Here is a 20,562-nt window from a genome sequence, read left to right on the forward strand (position 1 = left end):
TTAAGCTTTGAGCAGGTATGCATGTCGTGTTTTGCGCAGTTATCCAAATACAAAAATATTCATTTGGATCTGGTCTGCGCGCCACATTCCGCTTACGCTGGAACTGTAGCACATAGGCCCAGCTATGAAGGTTTTAATGTCTAGTTATTTAGAGAACGGTATACTCGTTTGCCTGCTGACGGCAAGATGAGCGTAGGAAACTAGAAATTTTCAGCAAGTTTCAGTAAATCCGCTTTCACGGAGTTCCCATCTGCTCCCGCGGTAAGGTTTGCCCGTAGAGAATGAAGCTGACCGGCGTCTTCCCAGAGAAGGATCGCGGAATGGTCTTTGGCCAGCATATAGACGCCGTCCCCTCCGTTCACCGTGACTTTTTCGGTGCGGTCAATTTCTGTCGTTCCCTGAATTGCCGGGACAGGAAGCGTATTCTGCCAGTCGTCGATACCGGCGAGTTGGCTGCGGATATTTTCCGGAATAAACGGAAGCTGCAGCAAGGTGGTTCTGAGCTTTTCAATATCGGTCACAGATGGCGCCTGAATTTCTGGAGAGTTCATGACGGTGTATGTCAAATCTGTATAGGTTTGATCCGAGTCTCCCTGATACGTTATATCGGTAAAGCCGGGCCAAGCGACACTGAACGTCTTGCCGTTAAGGCTTTCATCGAAGGTCGCCTCGGAGCCTAAATTTTTCATGGCAGCATTGATCGTTTCCGTATTGAGCTTCATATCTACTTTGGCCGCCGATTGCACAACGACATTGCCTACCGTGTAACCATCAGGAGATGCCGGGAGACTGACACCGGCCGCTTTGGCTTCGGTGGCGGAAGCATAGACAGTTTGTTTGAAATCACCTTCGGTGATCGTGATCGTGCCGATATCATCCATGTCAATCTGGGCGTTTTCCCCGGATTCAAAAAAGTTTTCGATTTGCTGAAGATCCTCAGGGGTAAAAGTTACAATTTCAATCTTATCCACTCTGAATAACGCCAATACTTCTCCGGCGAACGTCTGAACCTGCGGGATCATCAGGAAAGTAACGAACAAGACAGCGGCAGCGAGACCTGTCGCCAGTTTACGGTATTTTTTCATAAGGGTTTTCCAACTCCTTTCAAGATAGGTGGGTGAACCGGTCGTTAAAGAAGGAATCTGCGACGAGCAAGGCTCTATGGGTGAAGAGGCGGAATCCAGGGTGTCCGTGCCGAAATCGCCCGCGCTGATTTTTTGGCTGAATCTTGTCCAGGCGAATTCAGGATTGGTCTGTTCCGCAGACAATACAGACGCATCGGGAAAAAAAGCTTGATCGAAAACTTGGTCGGACCATTTGGCAAGGCCGTCCAATTCTGCGAGCTGATCACGGCAGGAAGAGCATTGTTCGAGATGGATCATGATCGCTTTGCGCTCTTCTTTATTCAGTTCTCCGTCCAGATACGCTTGCAGTTGGTTTTCAAATGAACAGGTCATGCATCTTCCCTTCCTTTCTGATATAGATTTTGAAACTGTTTTCTGGCCCGGGCCAGCAGCGTGCCAACGGAAGCGGGGTTCAGCGCTAAGGTTTCAGCGATTTCCCGGTAGCTGTAATCCTCATACTTCAGCAAAAGGAGCAGCCGGTCCCGTTCTTCGAGTTCAGAAAGCGTCTCAAATACGGCATGTCTTGTTTCTTCCCGGATCAACAACGCTTCGAGCTGGGTTTGTTCATCCGACTTCAGATTCGGATAATTCATCTGGTAATCCAAGGCCTCCCGGGCCACTCTTCTTTTCTCTCCGCGGACATAATTGCAGGCGGCATGAAAACTACATTTCGTAAGCCAGGCATTCAGATTCTGGATTTGGGCCCAATCCACATTGTATAAGCGGAGAAAAACCTCCTGAGCAAGGTCTTCGGCTGTAGCGGTGCTTCCGGTAAAATCGGAAATTTGCCGGACAACCTTCGGATAGTGCATCCTGAAGATCGTTTGAAAATCAGGATGGGGCAGTTTCTTGCTCAAGGTTATACCCTCCATTCGACGATCCTCCTTTAAATGGTTTCATTCTTTAGAAACCGCTAAAGGAAGTTTTGTGACAAAAGAATTGATCGTCCCATATTATACCATAATACTTCCTATTACTTTCACATTTAATTATTTTTGGCAGTAATGAGTTTGTAAAAAAAATGGCGCCCTAAATGGCCGCCATTCTATTTATTTATCCTGCTTTTTCTTTATTGCAGCAGATCTTCAAATGCACTGATGAATCCACCCAGGATCGCATCTGCGAATTCGTCATCCATGGTAATTGTCCAGCTATTATTATTCTTCACAAGATTCACTTCGATTGTGACTGTTGTTGTCTGGTCCTCATTGGCAATGGCGTCAAATAAGAGCTGCTGTATCGCCTGTTCAGCTTCTTCATCACTTAATTGTTCCTCTTCAGGCAATAATCCCTGTTCAATCGCCAATTCTATGACCGCATCAAGGTAAGCATCCAAGACCGCCGCAAAATCGGTATTGGTGATTTCCGCTGTCACGGTTGCCGTATCACCGTTTATGGCTGAAGACACAATGTTGTAATCGAGTTTCGCGAAAAAAGAGGCAATATTTTCATCAGTGATCGTGGTGCTGGTCGATTCATCAGAATTCATGAGTCCGTCGTAGCTGAAATACCGGTCAGCGGTATCCTGATCCAGCGTTTTGATCGCGTTCATCGCGTTGGCAAATGCTTCGGCGGGTTGCTCCAAAACGATACAAGAATAGATCTGGTTCAGGGTGAGTGGCTTCACAACGCTGGTACCACCGACAGAATAAATTTTATTGATTTGTCCTACCTTACCTGCTAAAAAAGTTTCTACGGAAGGATCAATGCCATTGCCGACGAGCAGAATGGCTTTCCCCTGCTTTGCCGCTAACGCGGAACCTGCCAAGGCATCGGGGAAGTTGAGCCCTGTGGCAACAAAGAGGGTATCCGTCGCTTGACCAAGGCCGTTAATAATGTTGACTGCTGTTTCATAGCGATTATTTCCGCCATAACGGGTTGGCTTCGGAAGTATGGATTCGACTTGCGCACTGATGACGCCAGTCCCGCCGGTAATAATCGTATCGGTTACTTGCAGCGTAGTTAAAGCTTCACTTGTCGCTGCCGGCAGGGAATTTGTTTCGGATAACAGAATCGGTACGCCGTTTTGCGCTGCCCAGGATGAGATCGCCAAGGCATCCGGGAAATTCTGTGCATAGGCGATGACAGCCTTTTTCGTCAGCAGTTTATGATTGTCTTGCAGATATTTGGCAATATTTGCCGAAGTCTCATAACGGTTGCCGCCTGTGATACGCTCGACCGTATAGTCTGCAGACAGATCCTCTTCAATCGCTGCGGATACCGCACCGGTACCGCCAAGGATATAGATCGTTTGCGCTTGGAGTCGCTCGATCTCCAGCGCAGTGTCAGGAGAGAGTGATTTACTGTTCGTTAAAAGTATCGGGGCATCATAGGCTGCCGCCAGGACAGCACCGGCTAAAGCGTCCGGAAAATTGTTATCACGGACCAGGATCACGGCATTTGAACCTGCAGCCCATCCCTCCTTGGAGATTTCAATCGCAGTTAACGTCCTGCTATCCCCTGCAAGTCTTTTATTTTCTACTGCCTGGGCAGCATACGCTTGTAAAGGCATAGCAGGAATCGTAATTGTGATTACCAGTGCAATAGAAAGTAGAAATTTCAGCCAATTTTTACGAAAGTTCAATTCTTTTTCCTCCTTAAAATTGAAAAGATAAAATAAAAAAATAACACCAAGAAGAATTATATATGGAATAATGTTTTATTTCCTTCTGAAATTACTGGGAAAATGCTTAATGGCGGCCCAATAGGCCGCCAAATCCTGATTACAAAATCTCCTCTTATCGTTTCAAACTTACCACTTACCTCGTCCAACATGGCCTGCGATTTCTGCTTTGCTTCTTTGTTTGATGACCCAAGCCTCGTCATGAGCTTGTTTAAACAAAGCAACGCATGGCGGGTCAAGATTGATTTCAATACCTTCTTTTGCTAAATCTTTTATTCTCATCGCTAATTTGATGATTTCCATGTGGATGTCATTGGTCCGGTCTGAATTCAGGATCTTTTTGGCATCTTCTTCAGATAAGACGTTGAATTTTTCCTTCGGCGCTCCACATTTCGGACAAAAATTGGGGGCCTCGCTTCCCTCATGAACGTAACCACAAACAGAACAATCTTATCCAGCTCTTATAAATTGTATCTTATATTCTTCAAATATTCTATGGAGAAGAAACCTGGCTATCCAGCACCAGGTTTCTTCTTTTATATTAAGAGGCGCTTCTCATGGCACTTACATCATATGGCCTGTCTTGCTTATTGGTTCAATTTTTTTGTGAATTACTTTTATTTTATGTTAGAATATAGTCCTTACGGTTTGCCCCACCAAGCAGACCGACCTTAAATGATATTAGAATGGTAAGGTATACACAATGATTTTCTTTGGACATTTGGGATTGACAGGATTGGCTGCCAAAGCAGCCGAAAAATCCTTAGGAAATATTCAAATTGATTATCGAATCGTCTTTGTCGGGTCCATTTTGCCCGATTTGATTGATAAGCCGATCGGCCGCTTTTTGTTCGCGGAAACCTTTCATACCGGCAGGGTATTTGCGCACACCGTATTGTTTCTATTTCTCTTATTGGGGATCGGATACTACCGTTGGCAGCGGTACCGAAAGAATGGCTGGCTGGTGCTGGCTGGAAGCTGTCTTTGCCATGACATTTTTGACGCCATGTGGGTGATTCCTCAGACATTTTATTGGCCGCTTTACGGCCCAAAATTTTATGCTTCAACCGAAGCGTCATGGCTTCAGGCGGATTGGATCAAGCTGATGACCGATCCGGCATCTTATGTACCGGAGATTGCAGGGCTATTAATCATCCTGTATTTCCTCCGGAACCTGATTGTACACCATCAGGTTAAAGATTTCCTTAAAAACGGGGGACTATAAGCATTTTCGACGATGATTCTCCATAGCATTGCGGTACTTAATAATTAAGCGGGCTGTTAGGCCCGCCGAAAGGATACGTATTAACTTTCTTTGTTATTGAGAATTTATTATTATATACGAAAAAACCTAAATTGAGTTTATTGATGCCGTCTTTTTCCACGCCGTCTTATTCCGCCTCCCGAAGCCGCTCGACAATACTTTGCTTGTCAGTCAGGGCATACGATACCAGAGGAATCATCACGCCAAGCACAAGCAGGAAAGGCAGTACGCTCAAAACCGGCCATAAGATAAAATGATAACTGAAGAACCACAGAAGGCGACAAAATGCTTTGACAATCAAAAGTGAAAACAGCGTGGTGAATACGAACGACAGGATGCAAGTGCCAAACGTATAATAAAAACCTTCAAACATTAACATGCGGCGCAGCTGCTTGCGTGTCATGCCAATGCTTTGCAGCATCGCAAATTCCTTGCGTCTAGTCAGAATGCTGGTGAGAATGGCATTGACAAAATTGAGAATGCCAATCAATCCGATGATTAAGCTGAGTGCCCCGCCAATCATCACAACAGTCATTTGCATACCGGAAAACTCCTTGAGGGAAGTAAATTTTGAGGTGTAATTCATAACAGGTTCCACCAGACCAGTGTAGCTTTGCAAAAAACGCTCCATCGCTGCTTCCTGATCTTCGGAAACATTAAAAGCATAGCTCATTATAGCAGGCATTGTGACTAATTTTTTGTAGACATCCGCCGGAAGATAGAAGTTATAGTCCCATCCTGTGCGGTCGGAATTGGAAAAATGTTTAATGGCTACATGGCCCAGCACGATAAACTCCTGCGTCGTGTACTCTCTATCAGTAAATGCTTCCGACGTTCCCTTATAGTTATGAAGCGTGACCGTTTCACCCACTGCAAAATGCGCGCTGTCCATTTTCGGAATGCTGTTGTCATCAAGTTGAACGCCTTCCAGAATATACTTGCCGGTGGCCAGCTTAGCATCATCCAGTTCCCCGTCGATCAGCTCCAGCCGCTGAAGCGGCAGGTCTTCAAGACCATAGCCCGCAGCAAAGAAGTGACCATAAGGGTTTTTATTATAATCCTGGGCGGTGTTTTTTTCGTCCTCGACGGCAAATCCTTCCTCTCTGCCTCCGTACAGTCTTCCACCTTCCTCAAAACCGGGCTGCGCTTTCACCGCCTGGATAAAGCTCTCGGTGGTCTGATTTTCGGAACCGGAGAAGTCATTTTGAAAATAATCGGCATGGGCAATCAGAAAATCGGTGTCTACAAATTTAGCAAGGAACTTATTTATGTCAATACTCTGAGACAACGTAAACACCGTGTTCAGCAGCACAAGGCTTAAGGCCATGTTAATCACGACCAAAACGGTACGCCTTTTGTTACGTACTAAATTAGCCAGGGCCATCCTGGGCATTTTCCCGCCATCCGTAGTCTTTTTCAGTTTGCCGTTTTGTATTATATTTCCGTCAGTATAGCGTACTGCCTCCACCGGTGAAACAGCGGCGGCGATCCTGCCCGGCTTAAAGGTGCTGATGAGCACCGTGACCAAGGCAAACAGCGCAGAACCGATAAAAATCCGGGGGTTTGCTGAGACAGAGACCGTACTCCCGGCATAGGCGGTATTGTTCATGATGATAGGAACAATCGATCTGCCGATGAAGAAACCGATAATCAGTCCGATTGGAATGCCCATAGCGGAAAGGATCAGCGCCTGTCTGCGGATAATCCGGCGGATCTGCGTCCCGGTTGTGCCGATGGTTTTTAAGAGGCCATAAAAGCGGATGTCCCGAATGACGGAAATTTGAAAGATGTTGTAGATAATCAGATAGCCGGTAAAAACGATTAATAGTAAACCCAAAAGCAGTGCCATAACAGTACCTGCGTCCATACCAAAGTTTGTGGAGAGGTATGCCCAGTTCACATTATGCGCCAAATAATTCGGCGCATTTTCGTCAATCGAATAACCGCTGTCGGTAATGACTTTGCTAAGCTTCCCCTCTAAATCCATACTATTTTTGAACATAATATACGCATTAATGGCACCGGCAAGCGAGCTATCTTCCTTATAGGTATTATGCAATTCAGCCAAATGGGCATCCACATAAGCCCGGGAAGCAAAAATCTGTCCCACGTTAAAGACGGGATCGCTCTCCCACCAGCCGGCAAGGAAAAAATTGCGCTGTATTTCTTTCCCACGGATATTCAGTGTCAGCGTAAGCGGCGCGCCGACCTCAAGTGGAACACCCATTAGCTCCAAAGTCCTGGTATCGGCAATCACTTCCTTTTCAGCTACAGGTTTGTGTCCGCTTGTGGGTTCGCAAAATCCGAGTTTCAACCCGACATCATCGTAATACCAAAACTCGGCACGGCGCTTTACAAACGCTTTGTTTTCCACACCATCGCACAGTATACGGTTATAGGCAATTTCTTTGATCAGCGGATGTCCTTTGATATTGTCATATTCCTCGTCGGTGATATATTTGAGCACAGCGTGACCGTCACCGCCTGCCTGCCTCATTGTGGCCTGCTGAATACTCTCCACCGTACCGATCCCCATAGTAAAAAGGGAGGTAAGAAGCACCGTTGTCAAGGCAATGGCAATGATCGCAATGATATTGCGGGCTTTATTGGCCCGAAAACTCTTCTCGGCCAAATGGCGAATCGCTTTTTTGTTTTCTACTTTGATCATTTGCTTTCACCGCCCAAGATTCTCCCGTCTTCAATCCGGATGACGCGGTCGGCCAACTGGGCGATTTCCTCGTTATGGGTAATCATAACAATGGTTTGACTAAACTTCTTGCCTGTAACTTTTAACAGACCCAGGACATCTTGGCTGGTTTTACTGTCGAGATTTCCTGTCGGTTCATCGGCAAGAACGATAGCAGGCTTAGCCGCCAAAGCTCTGGCAATTGCTACCCGCTGCTGCTGCCCGCCGGAAAGATTGTTGGGCAGATTGTTCAATTTGCTTTCAAGCCCCAATGTCCGGATGATTTTATCAATATAGTGTTTATCCGGCTCATTGCCGTCGAGCTGAATCGGCAGGATCATATTCTCGTACACATTTAATACAGGAATCAGATTATAATTCTGAAAGACAAAACCGATTTTTCTACGGCGGAAAATCGTCAGTTCTTCGTCTTTCAACAAAAAGATCTCCTTTCCGTCTACCGTGACTGTTCCGCTTGTAGGACGGTCAAGCCCACCCAGCATATGCAGAAGCGTCGACTTTCCGCTGCCTGATGTGCCTACTATCGCAACAAATTCCCCGTTTTCCACCGCGAGGTCGACACCGTCTAAGGCTTTAACGATTGTCTCTCCGCCACCGTAATATTTTTGCAATTTGCAGGTTTCAAGTATGGGCATGATGTTCTCCTCCCCCAAATCGAAAATAGTCAATATTGCAGTGCCTGCAATATTGACTATATCACAACAATCTTTCAACGTTCTTTCTAAAGTCTAACAGTTTTGACAGATTTCATTTTATTCCTGCTTCACTTTACTCCCGGTAAAAATACCGAAAAGGTAGAACCGCTGCCCAGCTGTGATGACACCTTAATATAACCGCCCTCGGCTGAGATGATCTCTCTGGCCAAAAACAGTCCAAGGCCAACCCCTTCCTGATTGTCCACGGCTCGCGAGCGATAGAACCGGGTAAATATTTTACTTTGTTCATCCTCGGCAATCCCAATTCCATTATCGGTAATATCGATGCGGCAGAACAGTTCATAGGGTATGACTTTTATATGAATACGGCCACCGCTTGGCGTATACTTTACAGCGTTATCGATGATATTATACACAGCTTCCGTCGTCCATTTCAGATCAAAATAGGCCCAACTCGCTGTATCTTCCAGATCAATCAAAATGCCTTTGGCCTCTGCCTTTGGCCTGATTTGCGCCCGTACTTCATCCAGCAGCTTTTGAATGACTTCCTCTTTCGGTGAAACAGTCATAATGCCCGTTTCCAGCCTTGAGGTTTTCACCAAAGCACTGATAAGAAAATTGAGCTTTTCCGCCTGGGCGGACAAAGCTTGCATACAAGCTTTACCGTCTTCCGGCAATTCGTGTTCGCTGAGCAGCTGGGCATAAAGCAGGATATTGGCAAGGGGTGTTTTGGTTTGATGGGAAATGTCTGAAATCAGGCTATTTATTTTATCCTTTTCCGCAAGCAGGTTCTGCGAAGATACTGTACAGATGGAAAGGTACCTGGCCAACTTCGCTTCCACCGCCGATAAAGCAGATTCATCAAAAATACCTTGGGCAAAGCTGCCGTTTATGGCTGTGTCCAACATGTTCGCTATTCTTGCGAGCGTTTTCTTTGTTCTTTGGTGGTAAAAGACAATCGCCATCGCGGCTGCGCCTGCCGCAGCAAGGGCAAACCCGATACAGATGCAAGCAAGTGTATTCATCTCACCGTACCGCCCATGTGTAGCCAAGGCCATAGACTGTTTTGATATATCGCGGTGAAGACGGAAGATCTTCCAATTTCGCACGCAGTCTTTTGATCGTCACCGACAGGGCATTTTCGTCAACATACTCAGCCCCGTCGGTCCAAATCCTGTCCACCAAATCGGCACGGGGAACAGTCTTCCCTCTGTTTTCGATCAAAATCCGGAGTAGTTTCTGCTCGGTTTTGCTGAGTTCAATAGGATTGCCGTCTCGCCAAAACGCCATCTTTTCAAAGGAAAAAGAAAACCCGTCAATCATTACGGTATCAGAAAGCTGCTGCCTCAACTTCCGCAATTGGACGCCCACTCTGGCCCGCAGCACCATCAGACTGAAAGGTTTTGTGATATAATCATCCGCCCCAAGCGCTAACCCGGTTACAATATCCGTCTCCAGATCATTGGCAGTCAGGACAATAACAGGCAACACAAGCGTCTTACGGACTTCCGCCAAAAGGTCAAGACCGTTTCCATCCGGTAGATTGACATCGAGTATTACCAGATCGAAGGCCTTGCTTTGCAGCTGTTTCTTGGCGGAAGCGATATCATAGGCCTGTACAAAGTCACAATGATCTTCTTTGAGGGCCAGGACAATGCCTTTGCTTAAGGTGATATCATCCTCAACGATTAAAATGCGGTTCATCATGCGCCTCCTGTCTAACAGTCGGATAGAATAAACTCAGACGGCACCAATCTTCCGTTAAGCTTAAAGCCGAATATAGATCTTACCAATTTCCTGCCCAAGCTCCAGGAAACTGAGCCTGTGAGGTCTGACTGAATTTGATTATTTTCCAACTCCCTGAGATATCCCTTTAATTTCTTGCTGTCGATAGGAAATACCTGCTTTAATTGCTCGTATCTGTTCCAATTCCATTTGGGATATATTTTTGCGTAGAACTTTGCTGTTTCATCAATACTGTATTGAGAAAAGAAATACAAATCGTCAGGTATGTAAACCATTTGAGCCTTAACCTCAGGATTTTCGTAGACCGGCTTATGGTCAATCGTCACTGTTCCTTGATCCTGGCGGTATAATCCGGTTAAATGCTTAATCAGCGTCGTTTTCCCGGCGCCATTCGGCCCAAGCAGGCCATATACCGATGCTTTCCTGACATGAATATTTAAGTCATCCAAAACTTTATTTTTGTCAAAACATTTGGTCAGATTTTTAACCTCAATCAATTTTCTTGCCCTCCTTCTTAAAATATATTTCTTCGATCCTGGAGATAAGCCGCTCTTTGGGTATATTCATGTAGGCAAGCTCTGAGACAAGTTTATCTATCTCCAGCATCAAGTCACCCCTTCTTGCTTGATTGACTTTGTCATTAAAGGGTGTAACAAAGCTTCCTACAGTTCCGAATTTCTGGTAGGAATTACTTTTTGTGAAATAAAATGACAGAATTGATCTTTCCGGGCATAATGGCCTGGGCATAGGCGCCGAATGACAGATGGCGCATGCATCTGCACCATGTCGTTGGCAGCTTCCATCAATGTACGCATTCCTGTTTGATTTTTCAGTTTGGTCAGGACCATTTCCAGCCATCGACCATTGCTGACCTCTACTTCACAAGTCCAATTAAATTTCCGTACCCTTCCCGCTCCATATCTTCTTTGGGCACGAACCGCAGCGAGGCGCTGTTGATACAGTATCGCAGACCGCCGGATTCCCTTGGTCCATCAGCAAACACATGCCCCAGATGAGCGTCGCCGGCGTGGCTCCTGACCTCGGTCCGCAGCATGCTATGGGAAGTATCGGTCTTTTCCCAGACCACATTGGGGTCAATAGGCTTGGTAAAGCTCGGCCAGCCGCATCCTGATTCGAATTTATCCGAGGAGGCAAAAAGCGGCTCGCCTGTTGTAATATCCACATAAATGCCCGGCCGGAAAGTGTCCCAGAACGCGTTATGAAACGGCGGCTCGGTGGCATTATTCTGCGTCACTTCGTACTGCGTTCCGGTCAGGGTTTGGCGCAGCCTGTCAGGATCCGGCGCATGATAATCGGCCGGGTTGATAATGGCCGCTGCCGCCTTCGTGAATTTATCCTTGCCGATGTGACAGTAGCCATCCGGATTTTTATCCAGATATTTTTGGTGGTACTCTTCCGCCGGACAAAAGTTCTCCATTGCTTTTATCTCGATCACGACAGGTTTATCGTAGCTTTTTTGCAGCTTGGCCACGGATCGTTCTATCACCGGCAGATCATTAATATCCACATAATAAATCCCGGTACGGTATTGGGTCCCCTTGTCGCCGCCCTGCCGGTTGAGCGAGACCGGATCAATCGCCTGATAATATAATTCCAGCAAGAATTCCAGCGGCACAATCTCCGGATCATAGTCTACATACACCGTCTCGGCATGTCCGCTGCCGCGCTGACACACATCCTCATAGGTCGGGTTCGCGGTCTTGCCATTGGCATAGCCCACTTGCGTGGAATGAACCCCGCGAATAGACGCAATCAATTTTTCCACACCCCAAAAACAGCCGCCCGCAAGATAAATCTCAGACATAACAGACCCTCCATGACATTAGGTGAACATCAGATGATTATATAATACTCCCGAAGCATAGGCTTTATCCATACAAAGAAATCCAAGGCTTGTTCAGATGAATGCCTTCAATAACCGAATAAATTGTATGCGCATACTCGAAAACAAGCAGGAATCCAGCTGTTCTACGCAGCCGGATTCCTGCTTATGATTGACACTACTACCAATGACCTATATGACCCAATATTATTATATGACTTGTCTATCATAAGTGTTCAAATTTTACATAGGGTAAGCGCTTTGCCTTTAAGGTTACAAACCTGTTGTCACTGTTGTCAAGCTTATCCCATATGATGCCAATAAAGTACAGGAAAGACGGTATCAATATGAGCGATTTGCTGACAGAACGCACGCCGCCTGTCATCGCGGCTGAAATCAATACGATTAAACAACAAACCAGTAAAATTCTGCTGGCCAGCGCCGTCGAAGTAGGAAAACGCCTGAAGGAAGCCAAAGCGCTGCTGCCCTATGGGGAATGGGGCAAGTGGCTGGAGGAATCGGTAAGTTATTCTCAAAGAACTGCAGATAGGATGATGCAAATCTTTGATGAATATGGGGCTAAACTGCTTGTCTCATCCGAAGATCAGGAAATGTCAGATTCGTCACCGGTGACGAATCTAACCTACACCCAGGCCCTCATTCTTCTTGGGCTCCCGGAAGATCAGCGGGATGCGTTTATCGCTGAGAATGATGCAGGCAGCATGAGCAAGCAGCAGCTGCAGCAGGCGGTATATGTGAGGAACCAGGAGCTTGCCGGGAAAGAAGAGCTGCAGAAAATCTGTGATGAGCAAAAAGATAAAATCTCCAAATTATCAGATGAGCGCGATCGGGCGAAAAAAGAAGCCACGGATAACCTGCAAGCCGTATGGGCCGAGCAAGGAAATGTTTTGAAGCTGCAGCGTAAGCTTGATGTCCTGGAAAATGAAAATACGACAGCCAAACACATCGCCGAGATAGAAAACGAAAGCAAACTCTTAAAGCTCAACCTCTCCATGAGCCAGGCAGATGCCCGCTTTGAGCTGATAACCAAAGGACTGGAGGAACTCTTTGTCGCCATCAAAGAAATGGCCGCAGCGGACCCGGACGCGTGTAGCTTATATATAGCCCATGCCAATCAGTTAATGACAAAGACAATCAACAAGTTAACGCGAATAGAGAAAGCTTCCCGGGCAGCTTCGAAAGTACAGGTAAATCAAGTAATTGATGTAAAAGATTAATTTCTTTACAGTCACCCCCGGAAAACGATGGGCATATACTAAAAAGGACATGCTCTTCGGACAAGCAGAAAACCAGGAAAAGAGGTAAGCTTATGACATTAGTGGTAAACACATTGGATTCAGTGCTGGCAACCCGCTATCAGACAGGGACTACCGCCGGCGGTGCGCCTGTTCTCCGGCAAAAAAGCCTGACCGGCGTTAAAGCAACGGCAACCGATCAGGACGTATACGATGTGGCTGTCGCTTTATCAAGCCTGGTGGATTATCCATTGACAGATATCCGCCGCCTGAAAATTTTCGAGCTGACCGATGAATAAACCGGCCGGAGCAAATAATTCCAGGGTGGTGACAGAGCATGGCAATCACTAACCAGAAAGTTTTAAGAATGGTATTCACGACCGCAGGTGGTAATGCGTTTACCATTACCCTTCCCCAGCCAAAGACAGGCCTTACGCTTACCCAAGTCGGGGCGGTCATGGACCTCATCACGGCAAAAAATATTTTTGCAACTCCCAGTGGGGATCTGGCAAGCAAGAGAGATATTAAAGTGGTAGATACTACCACGGACGACCTCTACGATCCCCCCCAAGAATAAAATATTCCGGCTAAGCTGTCCGGAGAGCATGGCTGGTTCCAAGGCATCATTTTGAGGGATTGGCGGCCGCAAGGCCGCCCTAGTACAATGAGCTTTACGTAATTCTGCACCTTCAGCACTTCCAGCGCCCAACGGCGGAACTGCGTACCCCGAAGGGATTTTACACGATAGCCGACAGAAACTTTTAAAGAAATTTTTTTCCACCAGAAACAGTTATTCGAATTTTTTGAATTACTGTTTTTCTAAATTCCCAAATTTTTTCACAAATATTTAGTAAATTATGTTAAAATAAACTTGTAATTTTCTAAAATCGGAATTTTTAGCAATTGAATCAAAAAATGTATCCATAATTTGAACTGTTATTCTTGAAAGAATAATGGTTCTTATGTTGTTAAGGGGTTTCGACTTTTTTATATAGAAATTTACAATTTTCAACACTTAACTAGGCTCATTCTTTACTATTACTAGGGAGATGTTTCGTTGATAAGAGAAAAAACAAAAACAATTGGAAGAATCCTATTATCTATCGTAATTATTTTGTTGTTATTTTCATCTAATACTTTTGCCCATTCAGGAAGAACTGATTCAAACGGTGGACACAGAGATAACAAAAATGCTAGTGGATTAGGTTATTACCATTATCATCATGGTTACGGCCCTCACTTACATCCTAATGGAGTCTGCCCATATGAAACACCAGAAAAAACAACAATCCCTGAACCAGTTGACGTTAGCTCTGTAATGATCAATTCTATGGATAACACTGTATTAGAAGTTGGAGCCGAAACTGTATTAAGTGCTGCTATTTACCCTTCAGATGCAGAGAATAAATCTATTACTTGGTCATCAAGTGATATCAATGTTGCTATAGTTAGTGAAGATGGTATGGTTACAGCAATAAATCCTGGTTCCGCGATCATAACAGCTAAATCAAGTAATGGAAAAACAAATAGTATCACTTTAAATATTGACGAAAAAGCAAAGCCTGTTTCAACAGTCACTGAAGAACAAGCTTCTTCGGAACAAGAAACTCAAGAAATGATAGAGACAAATAGCAATCAAGATGAATCCGGTTCTTCTGTTCTCGGCTATGGTGTTGTAGCTGCTATTGTGGCTTGGTTTCTATTAAGAAAAAAGAAAAAATAAAGAACTCCTATAAATTAACTTAACCATGATCCCCCGTTTCGATTTTTTAACAACTGATGATAAATTCACTTTAGGTCCCGTTATTATGAAACCTCATTTATCTTTATTTCCTTTCTGATCCGTTCTTTAATATCTCGGCACATTTGCTCCGTTCCGATTCTCTCCCATTCATTTGCGATCTTTTCCGTAACAGTCTTGGTAAGGGCCTCATCGATCACCGGATCGTGGCGATTCTTCATCAAAAGAATGAAGATCATATCGTAGAATGAATATTTCTCCAGCATTTCGATCATTTCGATACACTCTCCCGCTGTCGATTCAAATTCCCCATCACACAGCCTGCTTTGGATTTTGGGATGTTCGGATAACCACCTTACGAGCCGGATCGTATCATCCATTTGCTTATGTTTGCCTTCTTGCATCTTTTCCCGCTCCTCATAAATTCTTTAGGGTTACTTGAATCATCAGGACGGTCATTGCTAACTCAATAAATGATTCTTCGGTATTCATACTATGAGATGATTCAGCAAATACTATTTTATGCGAAAAGCGCATAAAAATCAATATGCGCTTATTGCATAATTTACAATAGTACCCAGATGATTATTATGTACCAACGACTCAGAGATTTAAGAGAAGACCGTGACCTCAATCAACAAACGCTCGCTGATTTGTTAAATGTCAGCCAGACAACCTATTCCAGGTATGAAAGCGGAACTTTGGATATTCCCAGTGTCTCGCTGATTAAACTCGCGAAATTCTACGGTACAAGTATTGACTATTTGCTCGGGCTTACTGATAATAGAAAACCTTACCGTTAATCACAACAGTGATATACTTAATGAAACTCGCTACAGTGTATTTTTCGAAATAATCATTTAACGGGAGCTTACTTTCGAGAGAGCACCCATTTTTCTATCTGCGATTTATCAATGATAACATGATATCGGGGTGTTATTTATGAATGAAATATTTAGCTGGGCAGCAATAGTGTTTATAGGTGGCCTGTTTGTTCAAGCAATTATTCTATTTAAAATAGAACCTCTTGAACGAAAACTTATTGATGATAAAAAGAAGGTACTTTTAGATTTTGTATTAGGTACATTTATTGGATTTCCAATTTCTTTGGTTATCTATAATTTTTATCTTCAACAAGATTTACAAAATGCAACAGCATTTGTTACAGTCTCAATATTATGTTTTTTCCTTGCATTAGAAGTTCTCTACTTCTTGTTTATTCCTATTGCGGAAAGGCTTGGTTATGGTAAAAACTTCTATATAGAAGACAAGGAACATGATAGACTCTATATAATAAAGAATTCAACTAACAAGTTTATTCTTTTGGCTGATAAACCTATGTTGAAAGAAGCTACATACACAATATTTATAGACGAAGAATCTATAAAGAACCAGAAAATATTTACTGAGAACAAAAAACTAAATAATGATCAAAAGCAAATATCTAATGAAAAAAAAGAAGCTACTAAATGATGAAGAAACACTTTTTTATATCAACTATTTCTTCTGGTCATACGATAAGCATAGCAATTCTTACAGCCGTCAGATATTTTGGTGCAGCCCGTCACCGGATTCCAGGTGTTCTCGGTCCATATAATTTAATGCGCGTAGTGCAGAGCCAATTACAGAACGTATTCTCGAACCTGAACGTTGCCGCTGCAAAACAAAGGAATCGTTTCTTATTCTATTTCCTTATACCTATTCTTATGTTCTTTCTCAATTTGCTGAATGCTCTTCCCAGGTGTCGGTAAATCCTCCGGCATGGTTCCTCCCAATTCTTTGATCGTTTGCCGTACCTTTTTCCCTACTTGGAAATGAGTCTGATTGGCTTTTTCTTTTCCTTTAACATTCTCTCTTCTCAATTTTTCATCGGTTTGAGTGGCCCGGAATAGATTTGCCGCCAGTTCCGTGCTTCCCATATGGTCGAGTATTTTTTGGCTTTTCTTTAAGCCTTTGCGTTCATGGATTTCTTTCACCCCTAAGCCGCCATACAACCCTTGGTACCCTTTATTCTGAAAAATCGCATAATCCTTTGCTTCAACAACGCCGGCCCCTTTTGCCGCCTCAGCTAAAGACTTATTATGGGCAATAATCTCGTTACGGATTGCAAAACGCTTCTGTTCTTCGGTCAACTGGTCATAGTTTTCGATTAATTCTTGTTGACGTGTCTTTACGGCAAAATAGGTTTGTCCGATTGCAATCACTTTTTTACGAGAGTCTCCATTTTGAACAATTAAATAACATGCGTAACGGGAAAGCATTATATCTTCTATCTCTCGTTCAGCACCTGAACCGATATCAACCATTTTGCCAACGTTGGCAAAATGGTCAGACAAAATATTGCCACTGTTTTGGCAAGCAATTTTTGCTTTATCGATAACTTCACTAAACCTGCGCCATTGCTTGTATTCCAAAACAGCCTTTAACTCTCTGGCATACCAAAACTCTATACCTTCTGCAGTAAAATGTTTGATGGCTTCAAAAGTTTTTTCCGAATATCTTTCAATCTCAGTCATATGAGCTCTCCTCCTCTGAGACAATTATAAACGAACATACGTTCTAATTCAACGTAAGCGTCAAAGACACCATCACATAGAATTGTAGCCTTGAAGATAGTACAATCACAATAAATATGGTTGAAAAAGTTGAAAAAGTTTGCACACTTTTTCAACCAAAGCGGAGTGGTTGTATGAATATACAAAAAGTCACAACAGAGTACCGACTATCACAGTGGATGCAGGTGATACAGGACCGGCAATGCAGCGGACAGAGCATTAAGGATTTCTGCCAGGAGAAAGGAATAAGTAAGCATGCATACTTTTATTGGCAGCGACAGTTACGAAAGGTTGCATGTATGGAACTTTCAAAACGGAAAGAAGAAACCATCGTAAGCTGTGTCCCGGAAGGGTGGATGCAACTTTCCCAAGGTCAAGAAATAAAATCAACGCTGGATATTGAAGTCGGTGGCTGTCACGTCACCGTGGATGCGGAGACGGATCCTGAACTTCTGAAAAAAGTCTGCCGCATATTGAGGGTGCTGTAATGAGATGGAGTGACAAACCCGTGTACCTATGCTGCGGGCATACCGATATGAGGAAATCAATCAACGGACTCATGGCGCTGGTTAAAGACAACTTTTCCATCGATCCGTTTTCAGAAGCATTGTTTGTATTCTGCAACCGGCATCGGAACAGAATAAAAATCCTGGAATGGGACGGCGACGGATTCTGGTTGTATTTCAAACGTCTGGAGCGCGGACATTTTCGCTGGCCGGCAAAGGGAGACACTGCCACCATGGTTCTTGAAACCAAAGAATTATCTTATCTTATTGAAGGTGCGAAACTGGAGAAAAAGCTGAAACGAGAAGAAGTTTTCGAGCGGCAAATCTCTTGAAATATTTATCTCGAAACAGCGTTTAGAACCGCATGAAATCTAGCTTTTTTGCGGTTTTTATGGTATAATTTTCTTATGAAAACGCAAGAAACTTCAGCAGAACAACTGCTTGGAATAATTGAAGAAAAGGACCGCAAAATTGCTGAATTAGAGCAACAAGTACAGTGGTTTATGTCACAGATCCGCCTTGCTAAGCATAAACAATTTGGCGCATCAAGTGAAAAGACAGACGGTATTCAGATGCTCATATTCAACGAGGCCGAATCAAGCGCCGATATAAGCAAGCCGGAACCGAAGCTTGCCGAGGTAAAAGCGCATTATCGTAAACGGACACGCCTTACAACTGACAAATTGCCGAAGGATTTACCTGTTGAGGTAATTGAACACGAGCTTCCGGCAGAAGAGTGTATTTGTCCGAATTGCAGCAGTCAGTTACATACAATGGGCAGGGAAACTCGCGAAGAACTCAAAGTCATTCCTGCCAAAGCAATCATTGTACGGCACGTACGGCATATTTACGCCTGCCGTAATTGTGAAGGAACTGCCGAGCATGTTCCTATCATAAAAGCAGATATGCCGGAACCTGTCATCAAAGGCGGATTTGCTTCCCCCGAGACAATTGCCCATATAGCGGTACAGAAATTCATGATGGCATCCCCACTATACCGACAGGAGCAGGAGTGGAAACAAAACGGCATCCTGCTTTCCCGGCAGACGATGTCAAACTGGATGATCAAAGCCAGTGAGGACTGGCTGGAACCGATATATGAAGAGATGAAGCTTAGATTATGTGAGCATGAAGTGCTCCACGCAGATGAAACCACGCTGCAGGTGTTGAAAGAACCGGGAAAGACGGCGCAGTCAAAGAGTTACATGTGGCTGTACCGCACCAGCGGAGATACAAAACACCAGATTGTAATTTATGACTATCAAGTTGACAGAAAACATACCCATCCTGGAAAATTCTTAAAAGATTTTACAGGTTACCTTCATACAGATGGATACGAAGGTTATCATAAGCTTCCTGAAAACATAATCGTTGTGGGCTGCCTGGCACATCTTAGGCGGAAGTTTTTCGATGCCTTTAAAACCCTGCCCAAGGAGAAACAACCGGAATCCAGTGCGGCAAAAGGGGTTACCTATTGTGACAAGCTGTTCCACCTTGAAAAACAGTTTGCTTCCCTTACCCCGTATAAACGCCTTCAAGAGCGCAAACGCTTGTCAAAGCCTGTATTTGATGACTTTTACAATTGGATCAATGGGCTTGCTGCTTTGCCTAACACACTTCTTGGTAAGGCGGTACATTATGCCAAGTCCCAACAAAAATATCTTAAGAGATACCTGCTGGACGGACGTCTTGAAATTTCAAACAACCGTGCGGAACGTAGTATTAAACCTTTTGTAATCGGTCGAAAGAACTGGATCTTTACTAACACACCAAACGGCGCCAGGGCCAGTGCGATTTATTACAGCCTAATTGTGAGTGCGAGAGAAAATGGCTTGAATCCATTTGAATATTTAACATGGATTTTTACAAATGCCCCTAACTTAGGAAGAGCGGGTTACATATCTGAAATTAAAGACTTTTTACCTGGTAGTGCAGCCTTGCCGGAGAAAGTATTCACCCCGCAGCCCGGTAACGGAAGTCCGGAAAAATATGCGTGGGAGGAAGACTGATGAAGGTTGGAAAACATACGGCGTTTATGATAGATTTTATCTCTGATTTTGCTGACGGAAAGATATCAAGATATCTCTTCGAAATGGATTATTCAGGCTATGTTATTGAGCATTTTCCGAAGATGAAAAGGGAGAATGCTCGTTTAGCACAAAAATTCGTCAGCACTGTCGATGATGTCTTCGAATATGCTCAAGCTAACAACATATCTGATGATGATTTTAGGATAATGGTTAACAATGCTCTTTGCGATCTTCTTGGAGTGGATGAGCCTGATTTAATGTAGCTCACGTCTGAATCTGTTTGACGCTTACAATTCAACTAATAAATTCCATTACTTATATGCAGTGATACCTTTAGTAAGCCAAGCAGTAGGCCAGCTCAACCGGGTATTTCAGAATGAGCTGCGCCAGACCACCTGTTCACAGATTTGAGAGTGGAATTTATTTGTTCATATCTCTCTTTCCACCAACCTTCTTCTTATACTATTTCCATTCTGGAAACTGTTGCTTTCACAGTTCGTTACGAACATAT

24 protein-coding genes and 1 pseudogene are annotated in these 20,562 nt (G+C 44.2%); 11 read left to right on the forward strand and 14 right to left on the reverse strand.

The window, feature by feature from the left end; all coding sequences use genetic code 11:
- Positions 1-200: 200 nt before the first annotated feature.
- From AAH944_RS11550 to AAH944_RS11565, 4 genes and pseudogenes are all read right to left on the reverse strand, one after another.
- Positions 201-1,457 carry a zf-HC2 domain-containing protein gene (locus AAH944_RS11550; RefSeq protein ID WP_415535021.1) on the reverse strand — a complete coding sequence of 419 codons (1,257 nt, stop codon included), beginning with the start codon at positions 1,455-1,457 and terminating at the stop codon, positions 201-203.
- Positions 1,454-1,996, reverse strand: coding sequence for a sigma-70 family RNA polymerase sigma factor (locus AAH944_RS11555; RefSeq protein WP_415535022.1), 543 nt, complete (start codon positions 1,994-1,996; stop codon positions 1,454-1,456). The genes AAH944_RS11550 and AAH944_RS11555 overlap by 4 nt, the downstream gene beginning before the upstream one ends.
- A 197-nt stretch (positions 1,997-2,193) precedes the next feature.
- On the reverse strand, positions 2,194-3,708 hold the full coding sequence (locus tag AAH944_RS11560; RefSeq protein WP_415535023.1) for a cell wall-binding repeat-containing protein: 1,515 nt from the start codon (positions 3,706-3,708) through the stop codon (positions 2,194-2,196).
- A 168-nt stretch (positions 3,709-3,876) separates the two neighbouring features.
- Positions 3,877-4,194 (reverse strand): annotated as a pseudogene (locus AAH944_RS11565) (rubredoxin-like domain-containing protein); the annotation flags it as partial.
- Between the two features lie 256 nt (positions 4,195-4,450).
- Between AAH944_RS11565 and AAH944_RS11570 the strand changes: the two are divergent.
- Positions 4,451-4,972, forward strand: coding sequence for a metal-dependent hydrolase (locus tag AAH944_RS11570; RefSeq protein ID WP_415535024.1), 522 nt, complete (start codon positions 4,451-4,453; stop codon positions 4,970-4,972).
- Positions 4,973-5,138: 166 nt separating this feature from the next.
- Here the strand turns inward: AAH944_RS11570 and AAH944_RS11575 are convergent, their stop codons facing one another.
- From AAH944_RS11575 to msrB, 7 genes are all read right to left on the reverse strand, one after another.
- Complete coding sequence (locus tag AAH944_RS11575; RefSeq protein WP_415535025.1) at positions 5,139-7,679, reverse strand: FtsX-like permease family protein; 2,541 nt, start codon at positions 7,677-7,679, stop codon at positions 5,139-5,141.
- Complete coding sequence (locus AAH944_RS11580) at positions 7,676-8,353, reverse strand: ABC transporter ATP-binding protein (RefSeq protein WP_415535026.1); 678 nt, start codon at positions 8,351-8,353, stop codon at positions 7,676-7,678. Before AAH944_RS11580 ends, AAH944_RS11575 begins: the two co-directional genes overlap by 4 nt.
- A 128-nt stretch (positions 8,354-8,481) precedes the next feature.
- Positions 8,482-9,399 (reverse strand): sensor histidine kinase, encoded by a 918-nt coding sequence (locus AAH944_RS11585; RefSeq protein WP_415535027.1) that lies wholly within the window; start codon positions 9,397-9,399, stop codon positions 8,482-8,484.
- Between the two features lies 1 nt (position 9,400).
- Positions 9,401-10,078 carry a response regulator transcription factor gene (locus tag AAH944_RS11590; protein WP_415535028.1) on the reverse strand — a complete coding sequence of 226 codons (678 nt, stop codon included), beginning with the start codon at positions 10,076-10,078 and terminating at the stop codon, positions 9,401-9,403.
- 14 nt (positions 10,079-10,092) lie between these two features.
- A complete protein-coding gene (locus AAH944_RS11595) occupies positions 10,093-10,617 on the reverse strand; it encodes an ATP-binding cassette domain-containing protein (protein WP_415535029.1) in 525 nt (174 codons plus the stop codon).
- On the reverse strand, positions 10,610-10,978 hold the full coding sequence (locus AAH944_RS11600; protein WP_415535030.1) for a hypothetical protein: 369 nt from the start codon (positions 10,976-10,978) through the stop codon (positions 10,610-10,612). The genes AAH944_RS11595 and AAH944_RS11600 overlap by 8 nt, the downstream gene beginning before the upstream one ends.
- Positions 10,979-10,994: 16 nt before the next feature.
- The gene (msrB, locus tag AAH944_RS11605) at positions 10,995-11,945 is read right to left on the reverse strand and encodes a peptide-methionine (R)-S-oxide reductase MsrB (RefSeq protein ID WP_415535031.1); all 951 of its coding nucleotides are present in this window, start codon (positions 11,943-11,945) and stop codon (positions 10,995-10,997) included.
- A 365-nt stretch (positions 11,946-12,310) separates the two neighbouring features.
- On the opposite strand from msrB, the gene AAH944_RS11610 reads away from it, so the two are divergent.
- From AAH944_RS11610 to AAH944_RS11625, 4 genes are all read left to right on the forward strand, one after another.
- Entirely contained in the window at positions 12,311-13,201 is an 891-nt protein-coding gene (locus AAH944_RS11610; RefSeq protein WP_415537871.1) for a DUF3102 domain-containing protein, read from the forward strand.
- Positions 13,202-13,293: 92 nt separating this feature from the next.
- A complete protein-coding gene (locus AAH944_RS11615; protein WP_415535032.1) occupies positions 13,294-13,518 on the forward strand; it encodes a DUF1659 domain-containing protein in 225 nt (74 codons plus the stop codon).
- Between the two features lie 38 nt (positions 13,519-13,556).
- The gene (locus AAH944_RS11620) at positions 13,557-13,796 is read left to right on the forward strand and encodes a DUF2922 domain-containing protein (RefSeq protein ID WP_415535033.1); all 240 of its coding nucleotides are present in this window, start codon (positions 13,557-13,559) and stop codon (positions 13,794-13,796) included.
- 480 nt (positions 13,797-14,276) lie between these two features.
- Positions 14,277-14,942 carry an Ig-like domain-containing protein gene (locus tag AAH944_RS11625; RefSeq protein WP_415535034.1) on the forward strand — a complete coding sequence of 222 codons (666 nt, stop codon included), beginning with the start codon at positions 14,277-14,279 and terminating at the stop codon, positions 14,940-14,942.
- A gap of 83 nt (positions 14,943-15,025) precedes the next feature.
- On the opposite strand, the gene AAH944_RS11630 is transcribed toward AAH944_RS11625, so the two are convergent.
- Positions 15,026-15,364 (reverse strand): hypothetical protein, encoded by a 339-nt coding sequence (locus AAH944_RS11630; protein WP_415535035.1) that lies wholly within the window; start codon positions 15,362-15,364, stop codon positions 15,026-15,028.
- Positions 15,365-15,550: 186 nt separating this feature from the next.
- Here AAH944_RS11630 and AAH944_RS11635 point away from each other — a divergent pair, with 186 nt between their 5' ends.
- Positions 15,551-15,763 (forward strand): helix-turn-helix domain-containing protein, encoded by a 213-nt coding sequence (locus AAH944_RS11635; RefSeq protein WP_415537872.1) that lies wholly within the window; start codon positions 15,551-15,553, stop codon positions 15,761-15,763.
- Positions 15,764-15,902: 139 nt separating this feature from the next.
- Positions 15,903-16,433 (forward strand): hypothetical protein, encoded by a 531-nt coding sequence (locus AAH944_RS11640; protein WP_415535036.1) that lies wholly within the window; start codon positions 15,903-15,905, stop codon positions 16,431-16,433.
- Positions 16,434-16,453: 20 nt separating this feature from the next.
- Here AAH944_RS11640 and AAH944_RS11645 read toward each other — a convergent pair whose 3' ends face one another.
- Both AAH944_RS11645 and dinD read right to left on the reverse strand, forming a co-directional pair.
- Entirely contained in the window at positions 16,454-16,558 is a 105-nt protein-coding gene (locus AAH944_RS11645) for a DUF5131 family protein (protein ID WP_415537874.1), read from the reverse strand.
- 81 nt (positions 16,559-16,639) lie between these two features.
- The gene (dinD, locus tag AAH944_RS11650; protein ID WP_415535037.1) at positions 16,640-17,476 is read right to left on the reverse strand and encodes a DNA damage-inducible protein D; all 837 of its coding nucleotides are present in this window, start codon (positions 17,474-17,476) and stop codon (positions 16,640-16,642) included.
- A gap of 173 nt (positions 17,477-17,649) precedes the next feature.
- Here dinD and tnpA point away from each other — a divergent pair, with 173 nt between their 5' ends.
- The 4 genes from tnpA to AAH944_RS11670 all read left to right on the forward strand — a co-directional run bounded on the left by tnpA (position 17,650) and on the right by AAH944_RS11670 (position 20,314).
- Entirely contained in the window at positions 17,650-18,003 is a 354-nt protein-coding gene (gene tnpA, locus AAH944_RS11655) for an IS66 family insertion sequence element accessory protein TnpA (protein ID WP_415535038.1), read from the forward strand.
- The gene (gene tnpB, locus AAH944_RS11660; protein WP_415535039.1) at positions 18,003-18,353 is read left to right on the forward strand and encodes an IS66 family insertion sequence element accessory protein TnpB; all 351 of its coding nucleotides are present in this window, start codon (positions 18,003-18,005) and stop codon (positions 18,351-18,353) included. Before tnpA ends, tnpB begins: the two co-directional genes overlap by 1 nt.
- Positions 18,354-18,428: 75 nt before the next feature.
- Positions 18,429-20,030, forward strand: a complete 1,602-nt coding sequence (gene tnpC, locus AAH944_RS11665) for an IS66 family transposase (protein WP_353852839.1) — start codon at positions 18,429-18,431, stop codon at positions 20,028-20,030.
- A complete protein-coding gene (locus AAH944_RS11670) occupies positions 20,030-20,314 on the forward strand; it encodes a hypothetical protein (protein WP_068884324.1) in 285 nt (94 codons plus the stop codon). Before tnpC ends, AAH944_RS11670 begins: the two co-directional genes overlap by 1 nt.
- The last annotated feature ends 248 nt before the right edge of the window (positions 20,315-20,562 follow it).

It is taken from the genome of Dehalobacter sp. CP, assembly GCF_047652685.1.
In the GTDB taxonomy this organism is placed as follows: domain Bacteria; phylum Bacillota; class Desulfitobacteriia; order Desulfitobacteriales; family Syntrophobotulaceae; genus Dehalobacter.

What these genes read in the sequence shown, in the direction of transcription:
- AAH944_RS11610 (WP_415537871.1), top strand. Translation starts at nt 12,311, where the DNA reads ATGAGCGATTTGCTGACAGAACGCACGCCGCCTGTCATCGCGGCTGAA.
- AAH944_RS11555 (WP_415535022.1), bottom strand. Translation starts at nt 1,996, where the DNA reads ATGGAGGGTATAACCTTGAGCAAGAAACTGCCCCATCCTGATTTTCAA.
- tnpC (WP_353852839.1), top strand. Translation starts at nt 18,429, where the DNA reads ATGAAAACGCAAGAAACTTCAGCAGAACAACTGCTTGGAATAATTGAA.
- AAH944_RS11635 (WP_415537872.1), top strand. Translation starts at nt 15,551, where the DNA reads ATGTACCAACGACTCAGAGATTTAAGAGAAGACCGTGACCTCAATCAA.
- AAH944_RS11575 (WP_415535025.1), bottom strand. Translation starts at nt 7,679, where the DNA reads ATGATCAAAGTAGAAAACAAAAAAGCGATTCGCCATTTGGCCGAGAAG.
- AAH944_RS11550 (WP_415535021.1), bottom strand. Translation starts at nt 1,457, where the DNA reads ATGACCTGTTCATTTGAAAACCAACTGCAAGCGTATCTGGACGGAGAA.
- AAH944_RS11590 (WP_415535028.1), bottom strand. Translation starts at nt 10,078, where the DNA reads ATGAACCGCATTTTAATCGTTGAGGATGATATCACCTTAAGCAAAGGC.
- AAH944_RS11585 (WP_415535027.1), bottom strand. Translation starts at nt 9,399, where the DNA reads ATGAATACACTTGCTTGCATCTGTATCGGGTTTGCCCTTGCTGCGGCA.
- AAH944_RS11600 (WP_415535030.1), bottom strand. Translation starts at nt 10,978, where the DNA reads ATGGCTGGAAATGGTCCTGACCAAACTGAAAAATCAAACAGGAATGCG.
- AAH944_RS11580 (WP_415535026.1), bottom strand. Translation starts at nt 8,353, where the DNA reads ATGCCCATACTTGAAACCTGCAAATTGCAAAAATATTACGGTGGCGGA.
- dinD (WP_415535037.1), bottom strand. Translation starts at nt 17,476, where the DNA reads ATGACTGAGATTGAAAGATATTCGGAAAAAACTTTTGAAGCCATCAAA.
- tnpB (WP_415535039.1), top strand. Translation starts at nt 18,003, where the DNA reads ATGAGATGGAGTGACAAACCCGTGTACCTATGCTGCGGGCATACCGAT.
- AAH944_RS11630 (WP_415535035.1), bottom strand. Translation starts at nt 15,364, where the DNA reads ATGCAAGAAGGCAAACATAAGCAAATGGATGATACGATCCGGCTCGTA.
- AAH944_RS11615 (WP_415535032.1), top strand. Translation starts at nt 13,294, where the DNA reads ATGACATTAGTGGTAAACACATTGGATTCAGTGCTGGCAACCCGCTAT.
- tnpA (WP_415535038.1), top strand. Translation starts at nt 17,650, where the DNA reads ATGAATATACAAAAAGTCACAACAGAGTACCGACTATCACAGTGGATG.
- AAH944_RS11670 (WP_068884324.1), top strand. Translation starts at nt 20,030, where the DNA reads ATGAAGGTTGGAAAACATACGGCGTTTATGATAGATTTTATCTCTGAT.
- msrB (WP_415535031.1), bottom strand. Translation starts at nt 11,945, where the DNA reads ATGTCTGAGATTTATCTTGCGGGCGGCTGTTTTTGGGGTGTGGAAAAA.
- AAH944_RS11620 (WP_415535033.1), top strand. Translation starts at nt 13,557, where the DNA reads ATGGCAATCACTAACCAGAAAGTTTTAAGAATGGTATTCACGACCGCA.
- AAH944_RS11640 (WP_415535036.1), top strand. Translation starts at nt 15,903, where the DNA reads ATGAATGAAATATTTAGCTGGGCAGCAATAGTGTTTATAGGTGGCCTG.
- AAH944_RS11570 (WP_415535024.1), top strand. Translation starts at nt 4,451, where the DNA reads ATGATTTTCTTTGGACATTTGGGATTGACAGGATTGGCTGCCAAAGCA.